Source organism: Dyadobacter sp. Leaf189 (genome assembly GCF_001424405.1).
GTDB lineage: Bacteria > Bacteroidota > Bacteroidia > Cytophagales > Spirosomataceae > Dyadobacter.
On record NZ_LMPS01000001.1, the window covers coordinates 1179255 to 1205722 of the forward strand.

Annotated in this window: 25 protein-coding genes; 9 read left to right on the forward strand and 16 right to left on the reverse strand. The window is 46.6% G+C overall.

What is annotated here, in order from left to right; translation table 11 throughout:
- Positions 1-5 precede the first annotated feature (5 nt).
- The 4 genes from ASG33_RS05020 to ASG33_RS05035 form a co-directional block, all read right to left on the reverse strand.
- The gene (locus tag ASG33_RS05020) at positions 6-812 is read right to left on the reverse strand and encodes an FkbM family methyltransferase (RefSeq protein ID WP_056281007.1); all 807 of its coding nucleotides are present in this window, start codon (positions 810-812) and stop codon (positions 6-8) included.
- 10 nt (positions 813-822) lie between these two features.
- Positions 823-1725, reverse strand: coding sequence for a glycosyltransferase (locus ASG33_RS05025; protein ID WP_056281009.1), 903 nt, complete (start codon positions 1723-1725; stop codon positions 823-825).
- On the reverse strand, positions 1725-2339 hold the full coding sequence (locus tag ASG33_RS05030; protein WP_056281011.1) for a methyltransferase domain-containing protein: 615 nt from the start codon (positions 2337-2339) through the stop codon (positions 1725-1727). Before ASG33_RS05030 ends, ASG33_RS05025 begins: the two co-directional genes overlap by 1 nt.
- Before the next feature lie 125 nt (positions 2340-2464).
- Positions 2465-3988: a lipopolysaccharide biosynthesis protein gene (locus ASG33_RS05035; RefSeq protein WP_056281014.1), complete on the reverse strand. Its 1524-nt coding sequence runs from the start codon at positions 3986-3988 to the stop codon at positions 2465-2467.
- Positions 3989-4040: 52 nt separating this feature from the next.
- Between ASG33_RS05035 and wecB the strand changes: the two genes are divergently transcribed.
- Together wecB and ASG33_RS05045 are read left to right on the forward strand one after the other, a co-directional pair.
- Positions 4041-5141, forward strand: a complete 1101-nt coding sequence (gene wecB / locus ASG33_RS05040) for a non-hydrolyzing UDP-N-acetylglucosamine 2-epimerase (RefSeq protein WP_056281015.1) — start codon at positions 4041-4043, stop codon at positions 5139-5141.
- Positions 5142-5174: 33 nt separating this feature from the next.
- Positions 5175-5819: a hypothetical protein gene (locus tag ASG33_RS05045; protein WP_056281017.1), complete on the forward strand. Its 645-nt coding sequence runs from the start codon at positions 5175-5177 to the stop codon at positions 5817-5819.
- Here the strand turns inward: ASG33_RS05045 and ASG33_RS25870 are convergent, their stop codons facing one another.
- Positions 5820-6239 carry a GNAT family N-acetyltransferase gene (locus tag ASG33_RS25870; RefSeq protein WP_162242725.1) on the reverse strand — a complete coding sequence of 140 codons (420 nt, stop codon included), beginning with the start codon at positions 6237-6239 and terminating at the stop codon, positions 5820-5822. It abuts the gene before it with no gap.
- 802 nt (positions 6240-7041) lie between these two features.
- Here ASG33_RS25870 and ASG33_RS05055 point away from each other — a divergent pair.
- The 3 genes from ASG33_RS05055 to ASG33_RS05065 all read left to right on the forward strand — a co-directional run bounded on the left by ASG33_RS05055 (position 7042) and on the right by ASG33_RS05065 (position 8804).
- Positions 7042-7662, forward strand: coding sequence for a response regulator transcription factor (locus tag ASG33_RS05055; protein WP_056281021.1), 621 nt, complete (start codon positions 7042-7044; stop codon positions 7660-7662).
- Positions 7663-7752: 90 nt separating this feature from the next.
- Positions 7753-8283 (forward strand): RNA methyltransferase, encoded by a 531-nt coding sequence (locus tag ASG33_RS05060; RefSeq protein WP_056283289.1) that lies wholly within the window; start codon positions 7753-7755, stop codon positions 8281-8283.
- A gap of 89 nt (positions 8284-8372) precedes the next feature.
- Positions 8373-8804 (forward strand): hypothetical protein, encoded by a 432-nt coding sequence (locus ASG33_RS05065; RefSeq protein WP_056281023.1) that lies wholly within the window; start codon positions 8373-8375, stop codon positions 8802-8804.
- A 35-nt stretch (positions 8805-8839) separates the two neighbouring features.
- On the opposite strand, the gene pgeF is transcribed toward ASG33_RS05065, so the two are convergent.
- Positions 8840-9622, reverse strand: a complete 783-nt coding sequence (gene pgeF / locus ASG33_RS05070) for a peptidoglycan editing factor PgeF (protein ID WP_056281025.1) — start codon at positions 9620-9622, stop codon at positions 8840-8842.
- A gap of 202 nt (positions 9623-9824) precedes the next feature.
- Here pgeF and ASG33_RS05075 point away from each other — a divergent pair, with 202 nt between their 5' ends.
- The gene (locus tag ASG33_RS05075; RefSeq protein WP_056283291.1) at positions 9825-10811 is read left to right on the forward strand and encodes a glycosyltransferase family 2 protein; all 987 of its coding nucleotides are present in this window, start codon (positions 9825-9827) and stop codon (positions 10809-10811) included.
- A 52-nt stretch (positions 10812-10863) separates the two neighbouring features.
- Here the strand turns inward: ASG33_RS05075 and ASG33_RS05080 are convergent, their stop codons facing one another.
- On the reverse strand, positions 10864-11379 hold the full coding sequence (locus ASG33_RS05080) for a DinB family protein (protein WP_056281027.1): 516 nt from the start codon (positions 11377-11379) through the stop codon (positions 10864-10866).
- Positions 11380-11601: 222 nt separating this feature from the next.
- Between ASG33_RS05080 and ASG33_RS05085 the strand changes: the two genes are divergently transcribed.
- Positions 11602-12831 (forward strand): metallophosphoesterase, encoded by a 1230-nt coding sequence (locus ASG33_RS05085; protein WP_056281029.1) that lies wholly within the window; start codon positions 11602-11604, stop codon positions 12829-12831.
- A gap of 26 nt (positions 12832-12857) precedes the next feature.
- On the opposite strand, the gene ASG33_RS05090 is transcribed toward ASG33_RS05085, so the two are convergent.
- Positions 12858-13046, reverse strand: a complete 189-nt coding sequence (locus ASG33_RS05090) for a hypothetical protein (RefSeq protein WP_056281032.1) — start codon at positions 13044-13046, stop codon at positions 12858-12860.
- A gap of 175 nt (positions 13047-13221) precedes the next feature.
- Here ASG33_RS05090 and ASG33_RS05095 point away from each other — a divergent pair, with 175 nt between their 5' ends.
- Entirely contained in the window at positions 13222-14682 is a 1461-nt protein-coding gene (locus ASG33_RS05095) for a gluconokinase (protein ID WP_056281034.1), read from the forward strand.
- 3 nt (positions 14683-14685) lie between these two features.
- Here ASG33_RS05095 and ASG33_RS05100 read toward each other — a convergent pair whose 3' ends face one another.
- The 8 genes from ASG33_RS05100 to ASG33_RS05135 all read right to left on the reverse strand — a co-directional run bounded on the left by ASG33_RS05100 (position 14686) and on the right by ASG33_RS05135 (position 24781).
- A complete protein-coding gene (locus tag ASG33_RS05100) occupies positions 14686-16299 on the reverse strand; it encodes a PepSY domain-containing protein (protein ID WP_056281036.1) in 1614 nt (537 codons plus the stop codon).
- Positions 16300-16301: 2 nt separating this feature from the next.
- On the reverse strand, positions 16302-16583 hold the full coding sequence (locus tag ASG33_RS05105) for a hypothetical protein (RefSeq protein WP_056281039.1): 282 nt from the start codon (positions 16581-16583) through the stop codon (positions 16302-16304).
- Positions 16573-16884, reverse strand: coding sequence for a hypothetical protein (locus tag ASG33_RS05110; RefSeq protein WP_056281040.1), 312 nt, complete (start codon positions 16882-16884; stop codon positions 16573-16575). Before ASG33_RS05110 ends, ASG33_RS05105 begins: the two co-directional genes overlap by 11 nt.
- 87 nt (positions 16885-16971) lie before the next feature.
- Positions 16972-19371, reverse strand: coding sequence for a TonB-dependent receptor (locus tag ASG33_RS05115; protein ID WP_056281043.1), 2400 nt, complete (start codon positions 19369-19371; stop codon positions 16972-16974).
- 190 nt (positions 19372-19561) lie between these two features.
- Positions 19562-19972, reverse strand: coding sequence for a cytochrome c (locus ASG33_RS05120; RefSeq protein ID WP_056281045.1), 411 nt, complete (start codon positions 19970-19972; stop codon positions 19562-19564).
- 7 nt (positions 19973-19979) lie between these two features.
- Positions 19980-21155, reverse strand: coding sequence for a PQQ-dependent sugar dehydrogenase (locus ASG33_RS05125; protein WP_056281047.1), 1176 nt, complete (start codon positions 21153-21155; stop codon positions 19980-19982).
- Positions 21156-21251: 96 nt separating this feature from the next.
- Positions 21252-22265, reverse strand: coding sequence for an aldo/keto reductase (locus ASG33_RS05130; RefSeq protein ID WP_056281049.1), 1014 nt, complete (start codon positions 22263-22265; stop codon positions 21252-21254).
- Positions 22266-22498: 233 nt separating this feature from the next.
- Positions 22499-24781: a GH92 family glycosyl hydrolase gene (locus tag ASG33_RS05135; protein ID WP_056281051.1), complete on the reverse strand. Its 2283-nt coding sequence runs from the start codon at positions 24779-24781 to the stop codon at positions 22499-22501.
- A gap of 249 nt (positions 24782-25030) precedes the next feature.
- Here ASG33_RS05135 and hslU point away from each other — a divergent pair, with 249 nt between their 5' ends.
- The gene (hslU, locus tag ASG33_RS05140; protein ID WP_056281054.1) at positions 25031-26425 is read left to right on the forward strand and encodes an ATP-dependent protease ATPase subunit HslU; all 1395 of its coding nucleotides are present in this window, start codon (positions 25031-25033) and stop codon (positions 26423-26425) included.
- The last annotated feature ends 43 nt before the right edge of the window (positions 26426-26468 follow it).

Sequence of the window (26468 nt, forward strand, 5' to 3'; positions counted from 1 at the left end):
CCAACTTATTCGCGCCAGCCGAAAATGTTTAGCTGCAGGTCCATGATCTCGTTGCCGCGGTACTTGTGGTTTGTAAATGGTTTAAGGCGGTGCTGATTAGTATCGATGTAGTACCTGAACCCGTTTTTCTCGAAAACAGTAATTACTGCCGCCAGGTCTTGCGGATTGTTGACGTAAGAATGGAACTCTACGAATAAGTTTTGAACATGCTGCAAGTGATCCTCGCAATCGTTTAAAACTTCTTTCTCTGCGCCTTCAATATCTATTTTAAGAAAATCAATGTGCTTTTCAGCAAGTAAATAGTCGCGCAAACGGATAGATGCAATCTTCTTTTTTGCGGATGTGGAGTAAATAGAGGACGAATCAGCGGACTCGCTGCCAAACCAGATACCTTCTTCGTCGGTCCACACAGCTTTATCCACGATTTCTACATCACCTATGGAGTTCGCGGACAGGTTATTCCGGAGCAGCGATGCAATTTCCGGCTCGGCTTCAAATGCTGTGATCTTCGCATTTGGATAAAGTTTCTTGAAATACAAAACACTCATACCAACATTAGCACCGCAGTCGAATATTACGGGTGCAGAGTTTGGTGTTTCGAAGTAGTAGAATTCGTCAGCGAAAATTTCCTTGTGCTGCCAAAGAAATGACATGGTATCCGGCACTGTCAGCTGGTATTTCCCGAAACTGACCTGCGTGCGCTTGTGTCTCGGACTGTTTCCATATTTAAACAACAATCCGACAAACTCCCGTCCGGCAGGTGTATGGAGTGAATTGTAAGGTTCTTTCAGCAGATAGCGCAGCCAGTACATATAAGTGGGGTCAAATGCGGTATTTGATCCAGTTTTTGATTTTGACAGAAACCGGTAGATTGTAATACTTCCGGAACTGGTTGATTAGCAATTCGTCAGGTTCCAAATGCGGGTCCATACTTACGTTCCCTATTTTCAGTTCCTGTCCGTACCCGGTAGATTTGAATGTAAAATTAGTGCCGCTGCCGTCTGTTCCAATGTTTTTTATTTTTGAATGGACCGGATAGAGCCCGTAAGCCTGATTTTTGGCCTGTGCCAGTGTCCATCGGATCGCCCAGGAATCGATGATACCTTTCTGCTGCTTGATGAGCATCGGCCAGAGATCGTCCCCGCCTTTAATCAGGGCTTTTTTTAATGCGGCTGTTTTTTCAGGATCAGAAAAATCCTGCATTCCCCAATCTGCTTTCTCCCATTTATGCGCCCACGTACCCCAGCCCCAGGAGCTCGCGCGCGGCACCAGGAACAGATCATTCCGGTAAGTTTCGGGAATTGAAATTGGGGGCGTGTAGCCCGTAACAGAGAAAATATCGTGACGCGCTTCAAAGACATTCAGCGCCTTATTCATAAAGTCCAGAAAGTCGGGTGTAGTGAGCATATCGTCTTCCAGCACGATCACCTTGCGATATTGTTCGATCACCTCAGTAACCCCCTTTATGACAGAAGCAGCAAGTCCCTGGTTATGCTCCGACCTGATAATGGTAATTTTCCTGAACCCGTTTAGCTGGTCGAGATAGGCTCTGATTTGCCGGATCGCATTCTGGTCTTCTTGATTTTTCGGACCGTCGGAGTAGATAAAAAGCTCACTTCTGGTCGCCAGCGTATTTGCCTGTAACGATCTCACTGTCTGTTCCAGGTGCCAGGGGCGGTTGTAGCAGAATAAAACGATCGGAGCAAGCTGGTCAGACAAATCCATTAATTTTTGAATGCGTCGATAATCAATGAGGTATAACCAAGCTTTCCGCCTTTGTTGCGGTCGTCATGGTCGGCGGAGCGTCGTACCATTCCGTCTTCCACCTTCCAGGGATTTTTATGAAACTGACCGTGCTCATCGAAATATTCCAGTGGCTTAACTGAGAAGCCGATCTCTTGCAGGAAGCCGGACATCAGCTGGTAATTGTAAAGGATCTTATGATCATCGGCACCTTCACCGGTCCCGCCAGGTCGCACGTAGTTGATATAATCAGGATCGGGATGATAACCGTCGGGCACGGCTACACGAAGAAATCCGCCTGGTTTCAGGAATTGATAGCAATGCAGGAATGCCAGTTTTCCCTCTTCAGGTGTCAGGTGTTCCCAAACGTGTTCAGCCAGGATCCTGTCAATGGAGTTTTCATCAAAATACTTTTGCCAGTCGCTTTTCTTCAACAGGTTCAATGTCTCGATATCAGAATGTATCCAGCCTTTGTAAACGGAATACATAGAACCGACCACCATATTTATGGGTTTGCTGCGGTCGTAAGTAGTTAATTGAAACTTGCTGAAAGGCTCTTTCAACAGGCCGGCTACTATTTTTTGTTTAAATGACATTGAGAAGATGAAATTTTAAATGTGCCCGAAAGCTCAGGCGGCTGATAGTCAAAGATAGCAAAGTTAAAAACACAAATGCCAGAAAGGAAAAGCACATCCCAGGTGCGCGGGCGTCTGCAACAAGGTTATTTTCTCTTCAAAACCCCTGTTTTTACAAAACTCCAACCTGTTCCGATGCCCGTCGAAATATCCTCGGAAACCTTCCAGGCCAGAATTCCTCCCCCGAAAATAACCGTCACGATAACGGATCTCAGCAGTACGTCGATGATCACCGCATAGAGGTTTTTCTGGTCAGTCGGGTGGGGGATAAAGTAAACTGCCAGGTAAGCCAGCGCCGCCAGTACAGCCACTTTTGCAGTGCCGGCTGTAAAGGGTTGGATGCCCATTTTACGCTTGATAAAAAAGAGCTTTATAAAGTTGTATGTAATCGTGGAAAACAGCGCGGCCGCAGCAGCTCCATTGTAGCCAAACATCGGGATCAATATCTGGTTACTGAAAAGCAGTAAAATCGTGAAGAAAAGCATGAAGACGATATCATACCGGTAAAATTTCGAATTGGTAAGTATCTCCGAGTTCAGGCCCGTCGCCATATCCGCAATGCGGGATACGCCCACCATCAGTACCACCCACTTTCCCTGCGCATAAATGTCAGATTTGGGGATCAGTCCGAAGATAGAATCGATGTTGCACCAAATCCCGAGGAAAAGGAAGGTGCCGATAATGAAAAGATTCAGCGAGGATTTTTTGTAAATACTGTCGATGTGGCCGATATCATTTTTGGCGTAAGCTTCTGAAATAATAGGCGCACTGATCATCACGATACTGTTCCGGGGAATGGAGATCACGAGCGCGATTCGGGAGGCAATATCAAATATGGCAGTGTTCCCAAGTCCACCTTCGAAGGCGGGCAAAAGCACTTTTTCGATGTGCGGGAGCAATGCGGCACTGGCTCCTCCAAGTAATACCCAAAGTCCGTAGCGATACATCTCGTGGAATGCAGGATGCTTGATAAACCCGAAATCCAGCGAAGTGTAAAGTCTGTTCTGAAAATATAGATAGACGAGCATCGCAGTGATTGCGAGTGCATAGCTCAGGACAGTGAGCCACACCATTGTATCAAAATTGATGATTTTGAAACCAAATAAGATAACCAGCAAACTATTCGCCAGCCTCAGGCCCACTTCGCGGATCAGAGAAGGTACAGCAATGCGCAGGTTAATGCGTGAGTAGGATTCCAGCGCCAGTAAATAAACCATCCCGACCGTTAGGGGAATGAAAACGTAATAGTACTTAACCAGCAGAGGAGAATGGTCGAGGTAAAACTTTAAATAGAGAGGTTTGAAGAGCAAATACAGCGATACAAATGCTGCCAAACCCACCAGCGGAGTCACAATGATGAATGTAAAAAGCTGCCGCCGGGCCACTTCATCCTGAAACCGGCTGTGAAAACGCACTGCCACAGAAGGCACTCCGAGCAGCGCGAAAGACATATAAATCACGGGGAAAGTGAGCAGGGTAGAGGCATAAAGGCCAAGCTGCTCCTGCGTCATAAACTGGTTGTAGAGGATCAGTATATTGAAAGTCCCTATGATTACTCCGACATAAGAAACAATAGAACTTTTAAATCCCTGACGAACAATAATCCCCATTTGATGAACTTGATTGGCAGGACGAAATAAGATAAAATGCAGCAGATAGCCTATGAAAATACTGATTGTCGCAGGTGCGCGGCCTAATTTTATCAAAATAGCACCTCTGTACCGCGCTTTCAATGCATGCCCTGAATTTACGACGCAACTGGTACATACCGGGCAGCACAGCGATTTCTCAATGTCGGGTATATTCTTTCGCCAGCTGGGTTTGCCGAAGCCTGATTATTTCCTGAATGTAGGGGCAGGGACCCAAACCGAGCAGACAGCGAAGATCATGCTGGCTTTCGAGAAAACTGTGAAGAAGCAAAGGCCAGACCTGGTTGTTGTGGTAGGTGATGTAAATTCGTCGCTTGCCTGCGCACTTGTCGCTGCCAAACTGCATGTGCCCGTGGCGCATGTCGAAGCAGGGTTGCGCTGCGGAAACCGTCAAATGCCGGAAGAGCTGAACCGCATGATGATCGATGCGATTTCAGAGGATCTGTTTGCAACGGAAGCAGCTGCTGTTGAGAATTTGCGCAAAGAAAATATTCCCTCAGAGCGCATTCATTTTGCCGGAAATGTGATGATCGATTCTTTGGTGCATTGCATGCATGAAATAGATCGTGTCGAGCTGCTGGAATTGCAGGGTATCACGGATCCTTATGTGTTGCTTACCATGCACCGGCCACAAAATGTTGACAGTAAGCCGGAGCTCGAAAAGTTGCTGGACCTGATCCGGGTCTTGTGCAGCAGGTATCACGTAATCTTCCCGGCGCACCCGCGGACGTTTAATAATATCAATCAGCTCAATCTGTTATCGGCATTCACTGAAATCAAAAATTGTAGTTTACTTCTTCCGGCGGGATATTTTGAGTTTACAAACCTGATCAAGAATGCGAGACTGGTTGTCACAGATTCGGGTGGCATACAGGAGGAAACTACATTTTTGCGCATCCCCTGCATTACGCTCCGCAACGAAACCGAGCGACCGGTCACGGTAATGGAAGGCACAAATCACCTTGTCGCTGATTATACTGCGAAGAAAGTCGTAGCTGTGATAGATAGGATTCTGTCGGAGCCGATAAAAGAGACTCCATATCCTTTTGGTTGGGATGGAAAAGCAGCAGAGCGCATTGCGGCAGTTTTGAGAGAAAAGTACATTAATTCGTAGGTTTGTGGCAAACAATGCCTAGCAGATCGATCAATGTTAAAACAAATAAAAAATAGCGCGTGGGGTTTATTGAATAAGGTAGGTCTCGGCGGAGTTGTCCAGCTTCATCTTGACGGGGCCTTAAAGCAATATGGCTGGTTCAAAAGCTTTCATTCAAAACAGTCCGTCGACGCAAACGGAAAGCCGCTTCCCTGGTACACTTATCCATTTATACTTTTTCTAAAACCCAGGTTGAAACCAGAGTTTCGTGTTTTTGAATACGGATCCGGTAACTCTACAATCTGGTATGCAGGTCTGGTGAAGCACATCACAGCTGTGGAACATGAAAATGCATGGATCAGACAAATTGGTCCCCGGCTCCCTGTAAACACAACCTTGCTGGAAAAACCGCTGGGAGATAGTTACATTCAGGCAGTAAAATCTACGGGTGAATCATATAATATCATTGTCGTTGACGGTCGCAACAGGGTTAAATGCGCCATTTTCGCTTCCGACTTTCTTACTCCGGACGGTGTGATCATTCTGGATAATTCAGAAAGGGAATGGTACCAGCGCGCAAAAGAACATCTCGCACAAAAAGGGTTTCGCCGGCTTGATTTCATAGGTATGACGCCTATCGTAGGTATCGAAACTTGCACGAGCGTGTTTTACCGGGACGGAAATTGTCTGGGTATCTGATTAAATCTCGCAGCGATATGTGATTTTCATGCACTCCCTCGCTCCAAGATTGCGCTTAAACCGGCTTAACGATTCTTTTTCGTTGCCAAGATGATCGAGGGAAGTCCCGAGGTCGAGGATCTGGCAATCTTCCTGCTGGCAGTGTTCGTATAAGCACTGCGTGAGAAGAATAATGGGACTGAATGCAGCATATGCATTGTCGTAGTCGGACAGGAAAAGATAGAGTACGTGTGGTGCTACACGTACGGCGATGATGACAGCTACAATCACACTTTTGTGGGAGGCAGTGAATGTCAGGAAGTGGTTGGGGAAAGTTTGCGTCAGTTTAGCAAGCTCTTCCTGCGAAACCGGAAGCGGGTATCCTTTTTGCGTATGACACTTATAGATAAACGAGTATATCTGCGCAGAAGGAGTGTTCATGTCTAGTGTGGCCTTGAAACCTGCGTTTAGAGTTTTTCGTAATCTACGCGCCGCAGTACTGCTGATTACGGTTGTGAATTGTGTTTCGGTTACAAGAATATATTGGTTTATAAGGGTACGAAATGGATTGAAACCAGTATTTATATAATTCCAATGCGTTTTCTCGTGAATTTCGAGATAATAACAGGAGGGAGGGGTTTTGATAATTAGAGTTTTACACGAACTTCGTGCAAGCCAGTCCCTGATCGAATGCAGCATGAAAATCAGCTCGCTGTTTGTGCAGTTTTCCTGAAAAGTAAGTCCTCCAAACGGAGCTTTCAGCAGTGAAACCCAGCAGCCGGCAACGTCTACATTACAGTGAAATTCGGCTATGATCTGATGAGAACAATTTCTAGCCATTAAAAAGGTCTGAACAGGAGAGTTTGTCAATTGAAGATGCGAACCCTTGAAGAACAGAAAATCAGAAAGTGAGGTCTCGTGACTGCAAAGGGGGTATTCGTCAAACACCATCATAGTTATTCGACCATTGTCACAAGAAAAAATAGGTGCCTTTTGTAAATCCCGAATGAACAAGCGTGTGTAAGCGTTATTTGGAAATAAATGGTATACTAATTTGATATTTTTTATGTTTAATACAATGCAGATTACTATTTTTGTTAATTATTCAAACAGTCCGGTTCGAGTGTACGGTAATTGCATAGGTTGGTAATCAGGTCTTTGAATTTAGTTGTTAAGTGTACACAAGCGGCGCTTAGCTTTAATTTAATCAGATTTCATACATATAATTGGCCCGAGCCCATCCATGAAACACATACTTATCGCCGAAGATCATGCAGTAGTGAGAATCGGTACGAAGCACCTCCTCAAATCATTGATTCCGGACTCTACCATTTCGGACGTTGACGATTTTGATAAGATACTTCAGGAAATTGAAGTAAAAGCATACGACCTTCTGATCCTGGATATCAATATCCCAGGAGGCAATACAACTAAAATGGTTGAAACCATTCGTCAGAAATCCCCGGGAACGAGGATACTGATGTTTTCCAGCTACGATGAACAGCTATACGGCCTGATGTACCTTCAAGCAGGTGCAGACGGTTATCTGTCCAAAGATGCGCCGGAAGAAGAGTTTAAAACAGCTGTAATGAGCGTTTTGAACAACAAAAAATACATGAGCGAGGATATGCAGCAGATGAATATCAACCGTCTCATTAACCCGAAAGAGTATCTTCCGGACCCGATCGTAAGTTTGTCACCCCGCGAGACGGATGTGATGAACCTCTTGAAAGAAGGCTTGGGAACAGCTAAAATCGCTGAAAAGCTCAACCTGCAACTTTCAACGGTAAGTACCTATAAAGCAAGGATTTTTGAAAAGCTGGGTGTTAAAAACATTGTTGAGCTGATCACGAAAATCAAGTAAGAACTCAGAAAATTTAATGCGGCTCCTGGATATGATTCAGGAGCTTTTTTATTTATGTGCGATATTGCGCATTCAGAATAAATGAAAAATATGCGAAAGCTGGAAGTTGAGGAAATGAATCGCCTGACGGTCGAGGAGTTCAGGGAGGCTGAGAAATTTCCTTTTGTGATTGTACTTGATAACATCAGAAGTTTAAACAACGTAGGCTCCTTTTTCAGGACTGCGGATGCATTCCGTGCCCAAAAGATATTCCTCTGTGGCTACACACAGGAGCCGCCGCACCGTGAAATCACCAGAAGCGCGCTGGGGGCCGAGCTCTCTGTAGAATGGGAGAAATGCGCCAGTGCAGTTGATACTGTAAGACAACTGAAAGCAAGCGGGTATCAGGTGTGGTGTGCCGAGCAGGCAGAAGGCAGTACCTATCTGCAAAATTTCGAACCATTAAATGGAAAACCCTGCGCCTTTGTATTTGGTAATGAGGTAGAAGGCGTAAACCAGGAGGTGATTGCGGAAAGCGACGGCTGCATTGAAATCCCGCAGTTTGGTACCAAACACTCTTTCAATGTATCGGTCTCTGCGGGGATCGTAATTTGGGAATTTGTAAGAAAAAATTTAACATAAATATAACACCAAATATTTGGTCATTGTCGCCGAATAAATGCTAATTGCAGGTTCAGCATTGTTCTTTGTCTACACAGAAAATCAGATTTATGAAATCGGCTACAAAAAAGTTGTCAACTGAACTTGCGGAAACGCTTACAGGTAAAATCGAAGCAGTTTCGGCAGGATCGAAGAAAATAAAGAAATCCATCGAAAAGGCAGCCGCTAAACTAGCGAAGAAGGTTGCGAAATTTGAAAAGGAAACTCAGAAGAAAAAGGCAAAAGAAGCGAAGAATGCAGAGAAGAAAATAAAGCAGAAAACAGATAAAAAAGAAGGTAAAAAGGAGAAAACGGAGAAAATTGCGGCACTCGTAGCGGCAGCTTCTTCGAAAGCACCGGTTGCTGCACCTGTAAAAGCTGTTAAGCCTGTTTCAACCAAAGTGGCACCCGCCAAATCAGCGGCAAGGACCGCTGCTCAGAAACCGGCTTCAACACAGCCAGCTCCTGTACAAACGGAAACTACTTCTGCTGAACAAGTCTAGAATTTGCATGAGCCGGCCTGAAAGCCGGCTCTTTTTTATTTAAGCTCTCCGGTTGTAAACCCGATTGTAGCCAGCATTCTGCCGGTTACCCCATTTTCGTTCCGGTACGAAAAATAATCTTCGTTGTTCAAAACCGTTGAATAAGGCGATATTTCGATGTTTTCAGCAGGCAGACCTACTTCTAGTAGCTGGGCCTGATTGCTTTTTTTGAGATCAACAAAGAACTTCCTTTTCTCATCGTCCCATCTTTTGCAGGTATCGTCAAAATGCTGCGCGACGTCTTCGCCCACTTCAAATGAGCACTCGTCGATACAAGTACCGATGTAAGCAAGGCAATTTTCAGGTTTGCTACCGTATAACTCCTGCATTTTCAAAACCGTTTTAGCAACAATTTTCCCTACTGTTCCCCGCCAGCCCGCGTGAATCGCCGCAGCCGCATTGCCTCTGGGATCGAGTATCAGGATCGGCGTACAATCAGCTACCGTTACCGCAAGCTGGATCCCTTTTATTTGCGTGATCAATGCGTCGTAACCTTCAAATCTACCGGGTTCTGTCACGTTTAAAATCTCTGTCCCATGTACCTGGTGCGATTTTGCTACTGTAACAAAAGGAATATGCAAAGCCTCAAAAAAGAGCTTGTTGTTTTCAAGTACATTTTCATAACTATCCTGCGTTCCGCCCAGGTTAAGTGAATGGAATGGCGCGGGGCTCACACCTCCGTGCCTGGTACTTTCAGCGGCTACCACATTCGTGAACTGACTGAAAATTGCAGGTATGCGGAATAAAGGCTTGGTTTCAGATTGTGTGGATTCGTTCATACTGCTTTGTGTTTGTTCAAAAATAGAGCATTCCGGTGAGCAGGTTTGCTGTTCTGAATTTATTTTGAGTATAAAAGGTTGCTTGAACAGCCGACGGGACGTGCATATGCGTTACCGCCGCTAAACCGGCAGGTTCGGCGATTGACAAATAAATGCGCTAAATTTGCCCCCGGTGAATGCCCAAATTGATGATGAAGTGATTATGATAAAAGTAAGCGTCTGCGTTGTTACCTATAACCACGAGAAGTTTGTAGCTCAAATGCTGGATTCTATTCTGATGCAGCAAACTACATTTCCCTTCGAAATTGTGGTAGGCGATGATAATTCGAAGGATAACACAGCGGCTATTTTGAAGGAATACCAACAACGTTACCCCGATCAAATCAGGCTGTTGCTGCACCCGAAGAATATGGGCCTCAATGGTAAATACAATGCACTGTCCACCTTCGCTGCCGCAAAAGGGGAGTATATCGCCCAGTTTGACGGCGACGATTATCTGATTTCGCCGTTCAAGCTTCAAAAGCAGGTGGAAATGCTGGATGCGAATCCGCATTACTCCGCTTGTTACCATAATGCCCGCGTCATTTTCGACGACAATGCAGCGCCGCCTTACCTGGTGAATACGCTGAAAAAACCTGAGATAACAGTAGACGATCTGATCGGGGAGGATGAGCTTTGTTTTATAGCGACTTCCAGCCTGATGTTCAGGAGAGAGGATTTTGCGAAAAACCCTGATCCGGAATGGACTAACCTGTCAACGAGTGGAGATATCCCGCGTAATATCATGTTCGCAACACGCGGACCGATCGGCTATATCGATGAAGTAATGTCGGTTTACAGGAAAAACAGGGGAGGAGCCAGTTTTGCCGACAACCATTACGGTGCCGATTTCCTTTTCAACCGCATTCAGCTGTACGAGAACATCAACAAGGAGTTGAACTACAAGTATGATGACCGCATCAAGAAAAATCTGAGCGTATATTATTACAAGCTGCTGTTTTCAAAAGAATACGGCAATACCTACTGGCCGCGGTTGAAATATGCACTGAAATATCTTTCCCTGGCCGAGCCGGCCCCTGAAAAGAAAAAGGAGGTGATACGTGACTTCGTCGTACCGGGATTTGCCATGAAAGTTTACAGTTTCATAGCACTCAGCCTTTATAATCTGAAAAGCAAGGCAAAAGCTTAATGCAAATAGATGGTACAAAACAAGAGGGTCGGCATGCCGACCCTCTTTGTTTTTAAAATAACATCTCCTGCGGCGGAGTTGCACCTTTCATCCGAATGTAAGGTGTGGTTTGTCCGCGATGGTGGGTTTGGTGTTCAAATGCTTTCTCGAAAGCCTCTCCCAATGTGATATCCCTGCCAAAAACCTTCACGCTTTTGTTCCAGTCAGCTTCGGCTACACCTTGTAAAGATGTAATTACAAAATCGTAGCTCGCCATTACAGCTTTGGTGACAGACGCTTTTGATTGGTCAGCCATTTTCTCTGCAGATCCTTCAAGTGGTCCTTTTTTGCCGGTTGCTGATGCTATAAATCCAATGTTGGCGTCGGCCAGGTGGTCCATTTGTCCGGCGAAGGAGCGGATCTCAGGCGTAGGTTTGAATGCATAACCGTCTTCCGGCATGGCGTCCAGATATGCTTTCGTGTAGGCTTTGGCTCTTTCCCAATCCTTAACCTGCTTTGTGATGGTACTTTGCGCGAATACTGAGCAGGTTGTCAGCAGCATTAAACAGATGATAGTGATTTGTTTCATTCGATTTTGTTTTGGTGGTTAAAAAAACGCCCGAAAGGTAGCTTTAAGTGGTACGATTGTCAACAAGAGCGGAGACTAATTAACTTTCGGCAGGTTTCGGTGTCCCAATGCCGTTCCTCAGGTGCATTTTCACCGATTAATCATTTTATTGCGGGATAAAGGCTGGTATCCACCGGAACGGATTTTTGAGATACTGCAATTTGCCAATTGTATTTACAGATTATGCCTGAAACTCCCCAAGAGCGTGCACAAAAATACCTGGACCTTGGTCACAGCGAGGCCGAAAACCACGCAAAGGTCCAGCTTGAACTTTATGAAAAGCGGGTCAAAGACACAGCTTCGGCAACCAATGTGATCTCCGAGTTTTTCAAAACAAACCTGATCGATTTCGCCTGGCATTACCTTAAAAGCCGGTTTGGACCGCGCCACCCGTACCAGGCATATCCCAAGAATGGCGACACCGGCATATATCCCCTGCAATCCTCCATTCCGTCCCGCGAGGGGATCAGCATTGCATTGATGTCCGACTGGGCGAGTGATACTGCTGAGTCTGACAAAGTAGCCAACCTGGTTTCGCGGTACGCGCCTGATTATACCATTCACATGGGGGATATCTACTTCGTAGGAACGCCCAAAGAAATTGAAGAGAACTTTACGGCACCGCACGCTTCCTGGTACTATGGTGCGTCCGGGAGTCTCGCATTGTCGGGAAATCACGAGATGTACTCCAATGGAAACGCCTACTTTCAACACCTGCTGCCGGCCATGTATGCGTTGGACGGAGAAGTGAAGAAAACACAGCAGGCAGGTTTCTTTTGTCTTGAAAATGCGCATTGGCGGATTATAGGGATTGATACCGGCTATACTTCGGTAGGGCGGCCGCTGCTGGAAATCATTTCGCCGCCTGATTGTCACCTGCGAAAAGAACAGCTCGCGTGGCTGCGTGACGTAGTCAGGCTGGGTGATGTAAATGACAAGCGCGGATTGGTTTTTCTGAGTCACCATCCTTATTTATCTGCATTCCGGGAGGAGTATGTAAAGCCTGGTGAACAGATCAGGGAGTTACTTGGTGAAGCGGAAAGGCCGGTGATCTGGCTGTGGGGCCACGATCACAGATTGGTTATTTATGAAAAAGTAAAAAATGGGAACGGACCTGTCGCCTACGGCCGGTGCATTGGGCACGGTGGCTTGCCGGTAGAGATCAAAATGCCCGATCCGAAGGATATCGGTAAAATCAGTCTGTACGATCGCCGCGTAAGAACTGTGATCAAAAGGCATTCACTCGGCTACAATGGTTTTGCGAGAATGCAGTTGAAAGGCGAAAACCTGAATATAGAGTATCGTGATCTGGAAGATACCTGTGTGTACGAAGAGTGCTGGACAGTGGATAAAGAGAATGGCCAGCTCTCGTGGGAAGTGATTCAGGCACTTCCGGAGCTGGCCATTCGGTAATGTTGCTGTTATCAGCCGGCAGTATGTCAGTGGTGCCCGGCGTCGTGGCTGTTGTCACGGTAGAATGCGGCAAAAGTGACCACAAGCCCGATTGTTCCGACGATGAAAACGAACAAATCTGCAAATACTGCGAGGATAACAAACAGGATTACAAATGCAGCAACGTATGCAAAGCTGGATAATCCGGTGGTTTCGGTATGTGGTGTTTCAGACATTTTATAAAGCTATTATTGAGATCGATTCCTTCGCGAAAATAATAATTACTGCCCAAGTTTCTGGTTTTTGGGACTGTTTTTTTGATAACAGTTGTTATTCCATAGTTTTGTTTGAGTAAAATTTGCGGCTAATCCGATTCAAAAACTGATCCTGCTGCTGCTAAAATGACGTGCAATGCCCTACATGATCGGTTGTGATATCGGCACAACAAACGCCAAGTCCGTTGCTTTTGATTCAGTTACGGGTAATATCCTGGCTGTTCACAGTGAAGGTTATGAAATGAACCATCCCAAGCCGGACTGGAGTGAGGAAGATCCTGAGGAAATTTTTCAGGCTGTTTGCAATACATTGAAAAAAGTCACGCAGGAGGTTGGCAAAAGCAATGAGCTTCTTGGCATCTCGTTCAGTGCTGCCATGCACGGTGTTCTGGCATTGGATGCAAATGGAAAGCACCTGACCGCGCTGGTTATCTGGGCCGACAACCGCAGTTCCGATATTGCCGTCAAATTGCGCGCTTCGCAAATCGGAAAGAAGATTTATAACAACAACGGTACCCCCATTCATGCGATGGCGCCGGTGTGTAAGTTGTTGTGGTTCAAAAAGAATGAGCCGGAAATATACCGCAAGGCAAAACGATTTGTAAGTATCAAGGAATACGTGATCTATCGCCTCACCGGCGCGTTTCTGATCGATTATTCCATTGCATCGGCCACGGGTATGTTCAATATCCGCGAATTGCAGTGGGATGCTTATACCTTGAAAAAGTTGGGATTGAAGACGGAGAAGCTTTCAAAAGCAGTCTCGCCTTACCACATTGAAGAAATCCCAGGCAAAAATTCTGCGGGATTGCCGGCGGGCACCAAGCTCATCATGGGCGCGAGCGACGGCTGTCTGGCAAACCTCGGCAGCGGGGCGATCAGTCCCGGCTCAATGGCGGTTACGATCGGTACCAGCGCGGCAGTTCGGATTTGCTCCGATAAACCTTATTCAGATCCGTTAATGCAGACTTTCTGCTATTTGCTGGATGAGAAAACCTACATCGTAGGTGGGCCTTCCAACAATGGCGCGGTCATTTTTGAGTGGCTGGTCAATACATTTTTCCCAAATGAAGAGTTTGATGCAGTGATCAAAGAAGCTTCCGAAGTACCGGCCGGGGCTGACGGGCTGCTATTTTATCCTTACTTACTGGGAGAGCGGGCGCCGCTGTGGAGCTCTACGGTGAGAGGCGGGTTTTCGGGCCTTGATATATCGCATACACGCGCCCATTTCGCGCGGGCTGTGATGGAAGGGATTATGCTTAATCTATATGGCATTGCTAAAATCCTGCCTGATATGCAGACTATTAAAACCATTTACGCCAATGGTGGTTTTGCCAGGAGTGCGGTTTGGGTTCAAATGCTTACTGATGTTTTCGGCATCAAAGTAAAGTTGAATGAAACCGTCGAAACCGGCGCAGTAGGCGCGGCGATGATCGGACTGAAAGCGCTGGGTATTTACGAGCAGTTCTCAGATATGCAGTCTTTTACAACTGTCGGGCAGGAATTTGATCCCGGTAAAACGGCGCACGATGTTTATGAAGATCTGAACAAGCAATTCAACAAAGGCGCGCAGCTCATGCTTTCACACGCGGTTTGATCGCTACAATTGAAGAGCCTTCTTTTTTACAAATCCCCCTTGCTCTCCGGCCTGCGCCGGAATCTGTGCTGGCCTGTTATGCATCATTCCGGCGAGTGCAAGTGACGTAATTCCCGTAACGAGCCAGAAAAGGTCTGTAAAAGCTACATACAGATTGCCTTCGGCCAGCATTTTCCAAAACCAGTCTCCTGTTGTAATGCCATTTACAAATGGTATAAGAATCGAGAATGCGCCTCCCGCCAGTAAATTGAACCAGGTAAGCCGGGCTTCTGTCCTGAAAAGCAGGCTGACTACCGCCAGTACCAGCCACGATACGAAAAAGGTTGTATTAACCAGGAATACATGATTTTTCAATGCAGGCATCAGCAACTCACTGTTAAACAAGATTGCAACCGCCGGAAAAAGGGAGAAGCAAATAGCCAGGTAGACCATGGTAACCCGGTGATGAAAACGCTTTTGTTCTGTGGTATAATTCTTCTTGTTACGTGCTTCCTTCCACAACAATATGCCGCTGATGATTACAAAACAGGTAAAAAGTGCCAGCAGGAAGTAGATGCTTTTTAATAAAAACCCACCGAATGTGGCGAAATGCAGCTTGGCAATGCCAAACAGTACCGACTGTGTATAGTTTTTCTTTCCGGGCAAAAGATCAAGTTCTGTTTGTCCCGTTTTTAACCTTACGGAAATGTAACCGTCGCTTGTGAACGACCGGTCATTGGACATGGCGAGAGTAAGGAGCGCGTCTTCCCTGTCGTAGTTTTTAAGTTGTAAAAATCTGAAATGCAGGTCAGGATGCTTTCGCTGAATATCTTCCAGGATTGCTGAAATGCCTGGCGTGAATGTACGGGCCGGAGCATTCGCATTGATGGCGATACCTTCGCTTGGTCTGATCATTTCAAAAACCTTCTTCTGGTCGCCGCCATAAAACACCATCACCACCGGGAGTAAAATCAGGATGGAAAGCATGTAAAAGGCCCCGGTCACTGCGTACATCAGCTGAAAGGGTAACCCGATCATCCCGAATACCGTATGTGCATTGGTCCAGATCTGTTTCCAGGTTCCTTTGACCGAAAACCCGTAAAACTTGGAGAAGATATTACGCCAGTGAACCAGTACTCCTGTGATGGTGGCGAACAGGAAAAACAGCGCAACGAAGCCAGTGATATATCGGCCGATGTAAAAAGGCACCTGATCAAAAAAGTGCAGGCGGTAAAGCGTTTCACCTGTTGTTGATGTTCCTTCTTCGCTGAATGTTTTAGTCTGCGGCGAGTATGCGGTGCTGTAATGCTCTTCCGGTTTACCTTTTGGTACAGTTAAATGTCCGTAGATCATCATGTGCGGTTCTTTCTCCGACGGAATGCGCACGGTGATATCTTCGGTGAAGTCAAACCGCGGATTGTTTTTTTTCAATGCAGAAAGTACCTGATTGTAATCAACAGGTTCAGTTAGCTTCTGCCTCGCAACCGGATTTTCCCATTGATAAAATTCACTCTTGAAAAGGGAAAATGCCCCTGCAAAGAATATCACATACAACCCAAAGCTTAGTACAATGCCCGACACCGTGTGCGTGTGGAAAAATATGTTGTACAGCCGGTTTGAAAGACCTTGTAGCTTCATAACTATCGGAGAAAATAGGTGAATGCGGACAAAACAGAAATCGCAAGCAGGTAGTATCCCCACACTTTTAGGCCGCTCCTGGCAGCAAAAGCCAGTACCATAAACGCAACCCAGAGAATGAAAAGGGAGAAGGTTGCGGTCATCATCACTTCGGATTTGAATGGAAGCAATGCGGCAGCAAACAAATGGATGGCGAGAGAAAGAAAATAGCCGCCGAGCAGTCCGGCCGTGATTTTCAATGCGCGCTGTCCGCGGGTGGTCAGGTATTCCTTTTTAGCTGGCATAAGTGAAAATGTCGGCGACTAGCAGGATGTGGACGAGTACCGTTAATATGATAAAATAACGCTTTCCTAAAACCGCTGTAAACGGGATCAATGTCATCGCAAGTCCGCAGGCCACTAGTGAAAGCAATAATCCGCTCGCCCATTCTTCGTGGTAAACAAAGCGCACAGTTCCGGCCAGGAGCAGCACATTACCTGCTATCCTGGCGCTCTTTACCGGAATTTTGATGAGGTAGGAGGGACAATACTTCGATCTGGAATAATGGAAGTACACGCCCAGCAGGATCAGGTAAAATGCAACCATAACAGTGTTTCAAATCAGGTGAGGATTCTTTATAAAAACAGTTCAGGCTATAAGCCCGAACCGTTTTTGCAACTTCATGAAATTCACTTAAAACTTATAGGACACGCTCAGACGATAGTTTCTCGGTGGCTCAGCCTGCCAGTAATACGAGGTAATCGGGTCTCCTTCGGAGGTTGAAAAATTGTAAGTACCACCCGTGTACAGGTATTTGTCAAGGATGTTGAATACATTCAGTGTAAGGCGGATCTTATCTTTTTCCCAGAATAGGCCACCATCCAGTTTGAAGTAATCAGGAAGGTTGTAAGTAGCGTCTGTATTGCTCCACGTGGAGGTAGCACGGTCGACCAGGTAGGTGAAGCCGCCGGAAATTCCTGCACCTTTCAGCGCTCCATTCTGAACTTTATAACCCAACCATCCATTGGCAGTATGTTTTGCAAAGCCTGGAACCGGATCTCCCACTTTGGCCACTTCCACGCCGTTTGTCACTTTGGTCACCTCGGAATTGGTATAAGCGTAATTGGCAGTCAGGTTCAAGCCCGGCAGGATCGTTCCGCGAAGGTCAAATTCGATTCCCTGCGCTCTTTTCTGACCAAGTTCCACGCTGAAACCTGAGTTGGCGGGCTTGGTAGGGTCGCCCGTCAGCTCATTGCTTTTAAGAATGCGGTAGAATGCAAGCGTCGTGTTCCAGCGCCCATTGGCCCAGTCTCTCTTCAAACCGAACTCGGTATTATTGCCGGTAATCGGCTGTACCTTCCCGCCACCGCTCAAACGGCCCGACTGCGGCAAAAATGCCTGGTCGTAAAGTGCATATACCGACGTGTTTTTACTGATTGAAATACTTAACCCGAGGCGGGGTGTGAAATGCTTGGCTTTATCCGGCGCAGCGCCCCATTGTGCCTGGCTCAGATTGGTGTAGCGCCCGGCAATCGTCAGCCTGATCTTATTGTCTATAAACCCGAGCTCATCCTGCAGGTACAAGCCCGTATACTTTTGGTCCATTAAACCACCGGCCGCAACAGCCCGCGCTTCCAGGTTCAATGAGCGGTCAAAAACAGGATAACCATTGTTGGGAACTCCGTAGAAAGGATTTTTCTGATCAAAAAGTCCGCCCAAAGTGTCCAGTGCGAGCGACTGTGACCAATCTGCAAAATATTCCTTCGTACCTACATCAATACCTCCCAGCAGGCGGTGCACCACGCCTCCTGTATTCACTTTACCATTCACAAACACCTGTCCGAGCGTCATTTCGCTCTTGGCGTCCCACAATCCCACACCACGCTGAATGGTCGCGTCCTCATTGACCAGCTTCGGCCACTGGCTGCTGCCGGCCATTTTGTAATTCAGGTAAGCCAGCTGACCAGTGATTTTCCAGTCTGCATTGAATTCGTGCTGCAGATTTACAAAAATGCTGTGGTCTGTAATTTTGGTCGGATTGAGTCCGGTGGGCGTTGAGGTATATTCCCTTGGCAGGGTTGCATATCCTTCGGGAGAGAATACGTAGAAAGAACCTACGTCCGTCATTTTGGCGTATTGCAATGCGTACTCTGCGGTCAGCTTCGTTTTCTCGTCAATCTGGTAAGTAATAACAGGTGCGATGCTGTAACGGTTATTGTATTCGTTTGGCCGGAAAGAACCTTTGTTTTGACCAGCGAGATTGAGGCGGTAAAGGAATTTCCCATCCTTGCTCAGCTTCCCGTCAAGATCAAGCGTCGCGCGGTACAGATCGTAGCTGCCGATTGTAAATGAAGCTTCTCCTTTCGTTTCGCCGGTAGGCTTCTTGGTTACTACGTTATACAAACCACTCGGGTCGCCGTTTGCCAGCATGAACCCCGCTGGTCCTTTTACAAATTCAATGTGGTCTACAAAACTCATATCCTCGGTCAATGGTCCCCAAAACGAGTTTACTACATTGAATCCGTTGCGAAAAGCCTGTATCTGCGAGCCACGCATAACGATATTGGTATACATATCACCCCAGTGTTCGAGGCGCGCCGCACCACTTACGTTGCGGATCAAACCATCACTCATACTGATAATCTGCTGGTCTTCCAGCACTTTGGAAGTGACTACCTGAACGTTCTGCGGCGTTTCGAGAATGGGTGTGAGCAGTTTAAGGCTGGACGATAAATTATCGTTTTTGTAGGTATTACCCCCCTTTACAATCACCTCCTGCAACTCGTTTGCACTTTCGGCCAGGGTAAATGATACTTCCGTGGTTTCTCCGGCGACAACATCAACCGGTTTTTCCTGAGTAGCCGATCCCACAAAACTGATCAGCAGAATATGCGAGCCTGGTTTAACGCGCTCAATTGTGAATTTTCCTTGAACGTCCGAAACCGCGCCTTTTGAAGATCCTTTGATGCCGACCGAAACAGACTCGGCAGGCTGACCGTCGGAGCTCAGTATCTGCCCTGAGACTCTGCCATTTTGCGCAAACGCTACGGCCGTCGACAATAGAAATAAGATAAGAATGTATACCTTTTTCATCTAAGTGTAATTGGACTTTTGAGTTAATGAGTCGCAAAGATGAAACGCGGAATTTTTCAACACAAGTTTTTATTTAGATTTATTTAAAATAACAAAGTGCGGCTGCGGAAGGTGATATCCTGTTTTTTTCCAAATAAAAAAGCCGCACAGTCAGGTCGACTGTGCGGCTTTGTCCCATTCGAAGGAAGAGCTACTTTTTCTCTTCTACCTCTTCTACCATTTTCTCGGTAACCATCTTTTTGTCAGAAGAATTGCCCCAGGAGTTCATGATGTAGTTCATCACGTCGGCAATCTCGTCGTTGCCGAGCCCGGGGTTGGGCATCATATTGTCGTATTCCACTCCATTCACCTTGATTTTCCCCATTAACCCAAACTTGACGGCTTTGATCCCGTTTTCAGGTGTTTTCATGAAGTAATCCGACTTGGCCAGGGGAGGGAAAGTGCCTGTAACACCCTCACCGGTTCCCATGTGGCAGGTAATGCAATTCTCGGAATAAACCATTTTACCACGCTCAATGCTTTTGGCAAGCTCGTCATCCTGCTGCGGGAAAACGGCTGAGCAAAAGATCACTGCCGAAAGTAATGTCAGGATAATTTTCATGTATTAACTAGCTTTTCGGACTGATACGCACCACTTTACCGGAGTTTTCAAGAACGACATAGATATTGCCATCCCAACCCTGGCGCACGTCGCGTACCCGGCCAATTTTGTCAAAAATCACTTCACGTTTGGTCACCTTGTTGCCTTTGATGGTCAGGTGGTGCAATTGCATGAATTTCAATGAGCCCACGATCAGGTCACCTTTCCAATCCTTGAACTTATCGCTGGTCACGAAAGTCATTCCGCAAGGTGCGATAGACGGTCTCCAGAAGATAACCGGCTGCTCCATTCCTGCTTTTGCAGTATCTTTTGAGATAATGCTGTTGTCGTAATCGATACCGTAAGTAATGAGCGGCCAGCCGTAATTTTTGCCTTTTTCAACGATATTCAGCTCGTCACCACCTTGTGGTCCATGCTCGTGCTCCCAGATTACGCCGGTAGTAGGGTGGATCACCATTCCTTGCGGGTTACGATGTCCGTAGGTCCAGATCTCAGGTCTTGCGCCTGCTGTTTTTACAAACGGGTTATCAGTAGGAATTTTACCATCTTCAAACAGACGAACTACTTTTCCCTGGTCCTTACCCAGATTCTGAGAGTTTTCCTTCTGGCCTCTTTCGCCCAGAGAAAGGAATACGTAGCCTTTTTTATCAAAAACAATGCGGCCACCGAAGTGTACATTACCCTTTACATTCGGAATCGCCTTGAACAGCTGCTGAATGTCTGTCAGTTCTTTTCCTTTCAGTTTCGCGCGCATCAATGCAGTATTTGCTCCGCCATCGTCACCTTCTTCTCCATCTTTTTTAGGAGAAGAATAGCTGATGTAAATCCAGCCGTTTGTTTTATAGTCCGGGTGCAAAGCAATGTCAAGCAAGCCGCCCTGGCCTTTGTACCAAACTTCCGGAATACCTGATATAGGTGTGGCATCCAGCTGTCCTTTGGAAACGAGCCGCAATTTACCGCCGCGCTCTGTTACCAGGAGGTCACCGTTTGGCAGTAAAGCAGAAGCCCACGGCATAGTAAGTCCGGTTGCTACAGTGTCCACTTTCAGGTCAGACTCAGCAATGCTTTTCTTCGGGCTGTCAGTTGCATTGTTGTAGCTCATCAGGCCCACAGAAGCCGTCATTAACAAACCTCCGAGTGCGACAGGGAGGTACTTTTTTAGAATAGAAGTTTTTCCGTTCATAGGTTATGGTGAATAAAAAGCTTGGTTTTTGGGGTTAACTGTTGGATAATAAATGTAGTGAAAAAGAAGCGCGCTGTGAATGCAGCGCGCTTGCTCTTATTTAACTAGTTCCAGCTCATTTAAGTGTGCTGTAATGGTATTGATTTCGTCAGTACTCAGTACAATGTCAGCCGCAGCGGCATTTTGCAGTGCCTGCTTCGCGTCGCGTGCGCCTGCCAGTGCAATGGTAATGCCAGGTTGCTGAATGGTCCATTTCAAAACAAGCTGACCAAGCGACACGTTCTTATCATCGGCGATCGGTTTGATCTTCGCCAGGAATGAATCTACACGTTTCAGGTTTTCGTCTTTGAAAAAGTGCAGGGAAGCGCGGTGGTCGTTTTCAGCAAAGTGGTGGCCCGGCTTCATTTTGCCGGTCAATAAGCCACGTTCCATCGGGCTGTAAGCCAGGATCGCTTTTTCATGTTCAATGCAATAGGGTACAAGCTCCTTCTCGATCTCTCTTTTGACCATACTGTAAGGAACCTGATCAGAAACGAGATTAATGTACTTCGATGCTTCGCGCATGAGCTCCACATCGTAGTTGCACACACCTGCATAACGCACTTTTCCCTGCTGAATAAGCTGGCTTACCGCCTCCATTGTTTCTTCAATGGGTGTGGTTTTGTCGTGCCAATGAATTTGGTAAAGGTCAATGTAGTCTGTGCCGAGGCGGGTCAGGCTGTCTTCACATTCTTTAATAATACTGTCTTTTGCAGCATACTTATAAATGTCAATATCTTTTCCCTCATTGTTTTTACTGTGCATGGCAAAATCGCCTTGCGCAACATCCCAGCTCATACCGTACTTGGTAAGTATCTGGACTTTGTCACGGGGAATATCTTTAATTGCCTCGCCAACAATCTCTTCGCTGAGACCTTGTCCGTAAACGGGTGCTGTATCAATAGAGGTAACACCTACGTCAAACGATTCGCGAATCGCCTTCACGGCATCGTTCCGTTCAGATCCGCCCCACATCCATCCACCTGCTGCCCAGGCGCCAAATGTGATCACAGACAATTCAAGATCCGGTTTTTCAGGATGATCAGAGTTTCCAACTTTGCGGTATTGCATGGTTTTTGGGGCTATCGGCTTTCGGCAGTCAGCCGTCGGCTTTTTAGCGTTTAGTTAGGATGAAAGTTATTGTGGCTTTCGGCCGTTGGCTGTTAGTTCTTGGCCGTCGGCTTTCGGCAATTGGCTTTCAGCTTTTTTTAATTTTGAAAATTATAGCTTTCAGCATTAGTTTGAACTTCTTTAAGCGTATCCAATTTTGATAACAGCTAACAGCTAACAGCTGATAGCCGAAGTCATTTCGTCAACGAAAACGGTGCTGCTTCCGGCTTGGTTCCCCATGTTTTGGATGGTTTGCTGCCCATGTTGAACTGCACTGTGCCTCCTTTTTGAATGTCAGCATGTTCCAGATAAGTGTTTCCATAGCTTTTTCCATTAAGGTTAGCTGCCTGGATATAGATATTGGACCCGCTGTTTTCAGGTGCCTGTATCGTGAACTTCTTTCCATTCTCCATTGTCAGCGTAGCTTTTTTGAAAAGCGGCGAGCCGATTACGTATTGTGTTGTGCCAGGTGTTACCGGATAGAAACCAAGTGAAGAAAAAACGTACCAGGCAGAAGTTTGCCCATTATCCTCGTCTCCGCAGTATCCGTCGGGCGAAGGCTGGTACAACCTGCGCATTACCTGCCTCGACCAGTACTGAGCCTTATCCGGCGCGCCGGCATAGTTGTACAGGTAAATCATGTGCTGGATCGGCTGGTTGCCGTGCGCATAGTTACCCATATTCATGATCTGCATCTCACGGATCTCGTGGATCGGGAATCCGTAGTAGCTGTCGTCGAAAATAGGAGGTAATGTGAAAACGGTATCGAGTTTCTGCACAAAAGCTTCACGTCCGCCCATTAGTCCGATCAGACCCTTCACATCCTGGAACACAGACCAGGTATAGTGAATGCTGTTTCCTTCGGTAAATGCATCGCCCCATTTGAATGGATTAAAAGGTTTCTGAAACTGACCGTCCTTGTTTTTGCCGCGCATCCATTTGGTTTCGGGATCAAACAGGTTACGGTAGTTCTGGCTTCTTTTCAGGTACAGATCTACCTCTTTCTGGGGTTTCTTCAATTCTTTTGCCAGCTGCGAAATACAGAAGTCAGCGTACGCATACTCCAATGTACGTGCCGCATTTTCATTCACTTTTACATCGTAGGGAACATAGCCCAGCTCGTTGTAATATTCATGTCCAAACCGGCCGACTGAACTTACCGGGCCTGCATTTTCAGTGTTTTTCAGGATCGCTTCATACAGCTTATTGATATCGTACCCACGGATTCCTTTCACGTAAGAATCGGTAATGAGCGAAGCTGAGTTGGATCCTATCATACAATCACGGTGACCAGGGCTGGCCCATTCAGGCAGGAAGCCGCTTTCGTCGTATGCATTGGCCAAACCTTCCATGATCTGTCCGTTCAGGGTTGGGTACATCAGCGTAAAGAATGGGAAAACCGCGCGGAATGTATCCCAGAAACCATTGTCCGTAAACATGTAACCCGGCCTTACCTCGCCATTGTACGGACTGTAATGCACTACTTTGTTGGCTTTATCCAGCTCGTAAAACTTCCTCGGAAATAAGAGTACCCGATAGAGGCAGGAGTAAAAAGTCCGGATCTCGTCTATATTGTCACCCTCCACCTGAATCCTGGAAAGTTCATCATTCCAGATTTTCTCGCCTTTGGCTTTTGTAACGTCGAAGCTGTCATTTGCGAGCTCGCGTTGCAGGTTGAGCTCAGCCTGTTCGGGACTTATGAAAGACGAAGCTACTTTGAGGCCTACTTTTTCACCTCTTTTGGTTTTAAATCCGATTACTGCGCCTACGTGATTTGCTTTCAGCTCCAAAGTATCCTTCGCCAGCTGCTTGCCGCGGAAGGCAGAAGAAAATGTAAATGCTTTGTCAAAAACCAGAACAAAATAGTTTTTGAAATTGGCAGGAACACCGCCGCTGTTTTTGGTGGTATAACCAATGATTTTACGTTCGCCAGGGATGATTTTTACATAAGATCCTCGGTCAAATGCATCAAGCAACACATAGGAACTATCCGATTCGGGGAATGTAAAACGGAACTGGGCAGCCCTTTCGGTCGGAGCAATTTCAGTGGTGACGTCGTAATCAGCGAGGTACACTTTATAGTAATGCGGCTTGGCTGTCTCGGCCTTGTGAGAAAACCAGCTTGCGCGGCTCTCCTCGTCGATCTTCAATTTTCCGGTGATCGGCAGGATCGAAAATTGGCCGTAATCATTGATCCAGGGACTTGGCTGGTGCGTTTGCTTGAATCCCCTGATTTTCTCGGCATCGTACATATAGCTCCATCCGTCACCCATTTTGCCGGTCTGCGGCATCCAGAAGTTCATCCCCCAGGGAAGTGCAATAGCAGGGTAAGTGTTACCGGCCGACAAGCTGAATTTAGATTGGGTACCCATCAGCGGGTTTACATAGTCAACAGGCTTTGGCTTTTCAGCCGATTGTCCGAAGAGCACGGAGGCATTTAACAGAAAAAGTAAAAGGTAATAGCAGTTTTTTTTCATTGAGCTGATATAAAAGAATTCTTTGATGCGAAACCGTGACAAATGTAATGGAAGGGCGTCTAAGAAGAACAGAATCAATCAAGAATTGCAAATGACCGCAGTATGACATTTTGTACCGGCATAGTTCTTTTTGCATCCAGGCAAATGCATCAGGTTTGGCGCTAGTCGACTTTTGCCATTTTTATGCTGCTTTATTCCTTTAAACCAGCTTTTATACTGACATTATTATAACAATCGATACACATTAAAATGACTGAACACTTAAATCGCCTGACTCCCAGCCAAATCGTTTTTGAGCTTGACCAGTACATAATCGGACAAAATGACGCAAAGCGGAACGTTGCGATCGCATTGCGGAACAGGTGGAGAAGAATGAACAGCCCTGCAGATATTCAAAAGGAAATTATTCCGAATAACATATTAATGATCGGGGCCACCGGGGTAGGAAAGACAGAGATAGCACGCCGGCTCGCGAAAATAGCAGATGCGCCCTTTGTGAAGGTAGAAGCTTCCAAGTTTACCGAAGTAGGTTACGTGGGCCGCGACGTGGAAAGTATGGTGCGCGACCTGGTGGAGCAGGCTGTTGGAATGGTACGGATGCAGAAGAAAGAGGAAGTGAAGATCAAAGCCGAACAGGCTGTTGAAGACATTATTCTTGATGCGCTTATTCCGCCGGTGCACGGCTCCGGCATACCCCGCGTACGCCCTGAAGGCGGCGCAGACGATATGCCGGAAGACGATGGCGAACTGAACCAGCGTACACGTGAACGTTTCAGAGAAAAGATCAGGAACGGTGAGCTGGACAGCCGGAAAATCGAAATTGAGGTACAGCAAAATCAAATGCCGAATGTAGGTATGATCGGAGGTACTGTCGATGACGTGTCGATGATGAATATCCAGGAAATGATCGGTAATATGATGCCGCGCAGGGGTAAAAAGCGGAAGGTAACCGTAGAGGAAGCCCGTAAGCTGCTGCTCGATGAAGAAGCGTCCAAGCTGATTGATATGGACGAGGTGAAGCTGGAAGCGATCAAAAAAGCCGAGAATCTGGGTATTATCTTTATAGATGAAATTGACAAAGTCGCTTCAAGCAGATCAAATGGTGGCGGTGGGCCGGATGTAAGCCGCGAAGGTGTGCAACGCGATTTGCTCCCCATCGTGGAAGGCAGTGCGGTGAATACAAAACATGGTGTTATCAATACAGACCATATTTTGTTTGTAGCAGCCGGTGCATTTCACGTTTCGAAACCTTCGGATCTGATCCCCGAGCTGCAAGGCCGGTTTCCGATACGCGTAGAGCTGAACAGTTTGACAGAATCAGATTTCTACCAGATCCTGAAAACGCCCAAGAATGCATTGACAAAGCAGTATGAGGCGATGATGGAATCGGAAGGAGTAGAGCTGATTTTTGAAGATGGCGCGCTGCGTGAAATGGCGAAGATTGCTTTTGAGGTGAACAGCGAAGTTGAAAACATCGGAGCAAGACGCCTGCAAACAGTAATGAGCCTGCTTTTGAATGATTTTATGTTCGATATCCCTGACGTGATCGGCGCAGACTCTCAAATCACTGTTACCGCAGAAATGGTGAAAGAAAAGCTATCGCATTTAGTAAAAAACCGCGATCTGAGTCAGTATATTCTTTGAGAAGGAGAATGGAGGAAGGGGCGACTTTGTCAGTCTGAGTGGA

Coding starts and splice junctions, on each gene's coding strand:
- ASG33_RS05020 (WP_056281007.1), bottom strand. CDS start 812: ATGTACTGGCTGCGCTATCTGCTGAAAGAACCTTACAATTCACTCCAT.
- ASG33_RS05025 (WP_056281009.1), bottom strand. CDS start 1,725: ATGGATTTGTCTGACCAGCTTGCTCCGATCGTTTTATTCTGCTACAAC.
- ASG33_RS05030 (WP_056281011.1), bottom strand. CDS start 2,339: ATGTCATTTAAACAAAAAATAGTAGCCGGCCTGTTGAAAGAGCCTTTC.
- ASG33_RS05035 (WP_056281014.1), bottom strand. CDS start 3,988: ATGGGGATTATTGTTCGTCAGGGATTTAAAAGTTCTATTGTTTCTTAT.
- wecB (WP_056281015.1), top strand. CDS start 4,041: ATGAAAATACTGATTGTCGCAGGTGCGCGGCCTAATTTTATCAAAATA.
- ASG33_RS05045 (WP_056281017.1), top strand. CDS start 5,175: ATGTTAAAACAAATAAAAAATAGCGCGTGGGGTTTATTGAATAAGGTA.
- ASG33_RS25870 (WP_162242725.1), bottom strand. CDS start 6,239: ATGAACACTCCTTCTGCGCAGATATACTCGTTTATCTATAAGTGTCAT.
- ASG33_RS05055 (WP_056281021.1), top strand. CDS start 7,042: ATGAAACACATACTTATCGCCGAAGATCATGCAGTAGTGAGAATCGGT.
- ASG33_RS05060 (WP_056283289.1), top strand. CDS start 7,753: ATGCGAAAGCTGGAAGTTGAGGAAATGAATCGCCTGACGGTCGAGGAG.
- ASG33_RS05065 (WP_056281023.1), top strand. CDS start 8,373: ATGAAATCGGCTACAAAAAAGTTGTCAACTGAACTTGCGGAAACGCTT.
- pgeF (WP_056281025.1), bottom strand. CDS start 9,622: ATGAACGAATCCACACAATCTGAAACCAAGCCTTTATTCCGCATACCT.
- ASG33_RS05075 (WP_056283291.1), top strand. CDS start 9,825: ATGATAAAAGTAAGCGTCTGCGTTGTTACCTATAACCACGAGAAGTTT.
- ASG33_RS05080 (WP_056281027.1), bottom strand. CDS start 11,379: ATGAAACAAATCACTATCATCTGTTTAATGCTGCTGACAACCTGCTCA.
- ASG33_RS05085 (WP_056281029.1), top strand. CDS start 11,602: ATGCCTGAAACTCCCCAAGAGCGTGCACAAAAATACCTGGACCTTGGT.
- ASG33_RS05090 (WP_056281032.1), bottom strand. CDS start 13,046: ATGTCTGAAACACCACATACCGAAACCACCGGATTATCCAGCTTTGCA.
- ASG33_RS05095 (WP_056281034.1), top strand. CDS start 13,222: ATGCCCTACATGATCGGTTGTGATATCGGCACAACAAACGCCAAGTCC.
- ASG33_RS05100 (WP_056281036.1), bottom strand. CDS start 16,299: ATGAAGCTACAAGGTCTTTCAAACCGGCTGTACAACATATTTTTCCAC.
- ASG33_RS05105 (WP_056281039.1), bottom strand. CDS start 16,583: ATGCCAGCTAAAAAGGAATACCTGACCACCCGCGGACAGCGCGCATTG.
- ASG33_RS05110 (WP_056281040.1), bottom strand. CDS start 16,884: ATGGTTGCATTTTACCTGATCCTGCTGGGCGTGTACTTCCATTATTCC.
- ASG33_RS05115 (WP_056281043.1), bottom strand. CDS start 19,371: ATGAAAAAGGTATACATTCTTATCTTATTTCTATTGTCGACGGCCGTA.
- ASG33_RS05120 (WP_056281045.1), bottom strand. CDS start 19,972: ATGAAAATTATCCTGACATTACTTTCGGCAGTGATCTTTTGCTCAGCC.
- ASG33_RS05125 (WP_056281047.1), bottom strand. CDS start 21,155: ATGAACGGAAAAACTTCTATTCTAAAAAAGTACCTCCCTGTCGCACTC.
- ASG33_RS05130 (WP_056281049.1), bottom strand. CDS start 22,265: ATGCAATACCGCAAAGTTGGAAACTCTGATCATCCTGAAAAACCGGAT.
- ASG33_RS05135 (WP_056281051.1), bottom strand. CDS start 24,781: ATGAAAAAAAACTGCTATTACCTTTTACTTTTTCTGTTAAATGCCTCC.
- hslU (WP_056281054.1), top strand. CDS start 25,031: ATGACTGAACACTTAAATCGCCTGACTCCCAGCCAAATCGTTTTTGAG.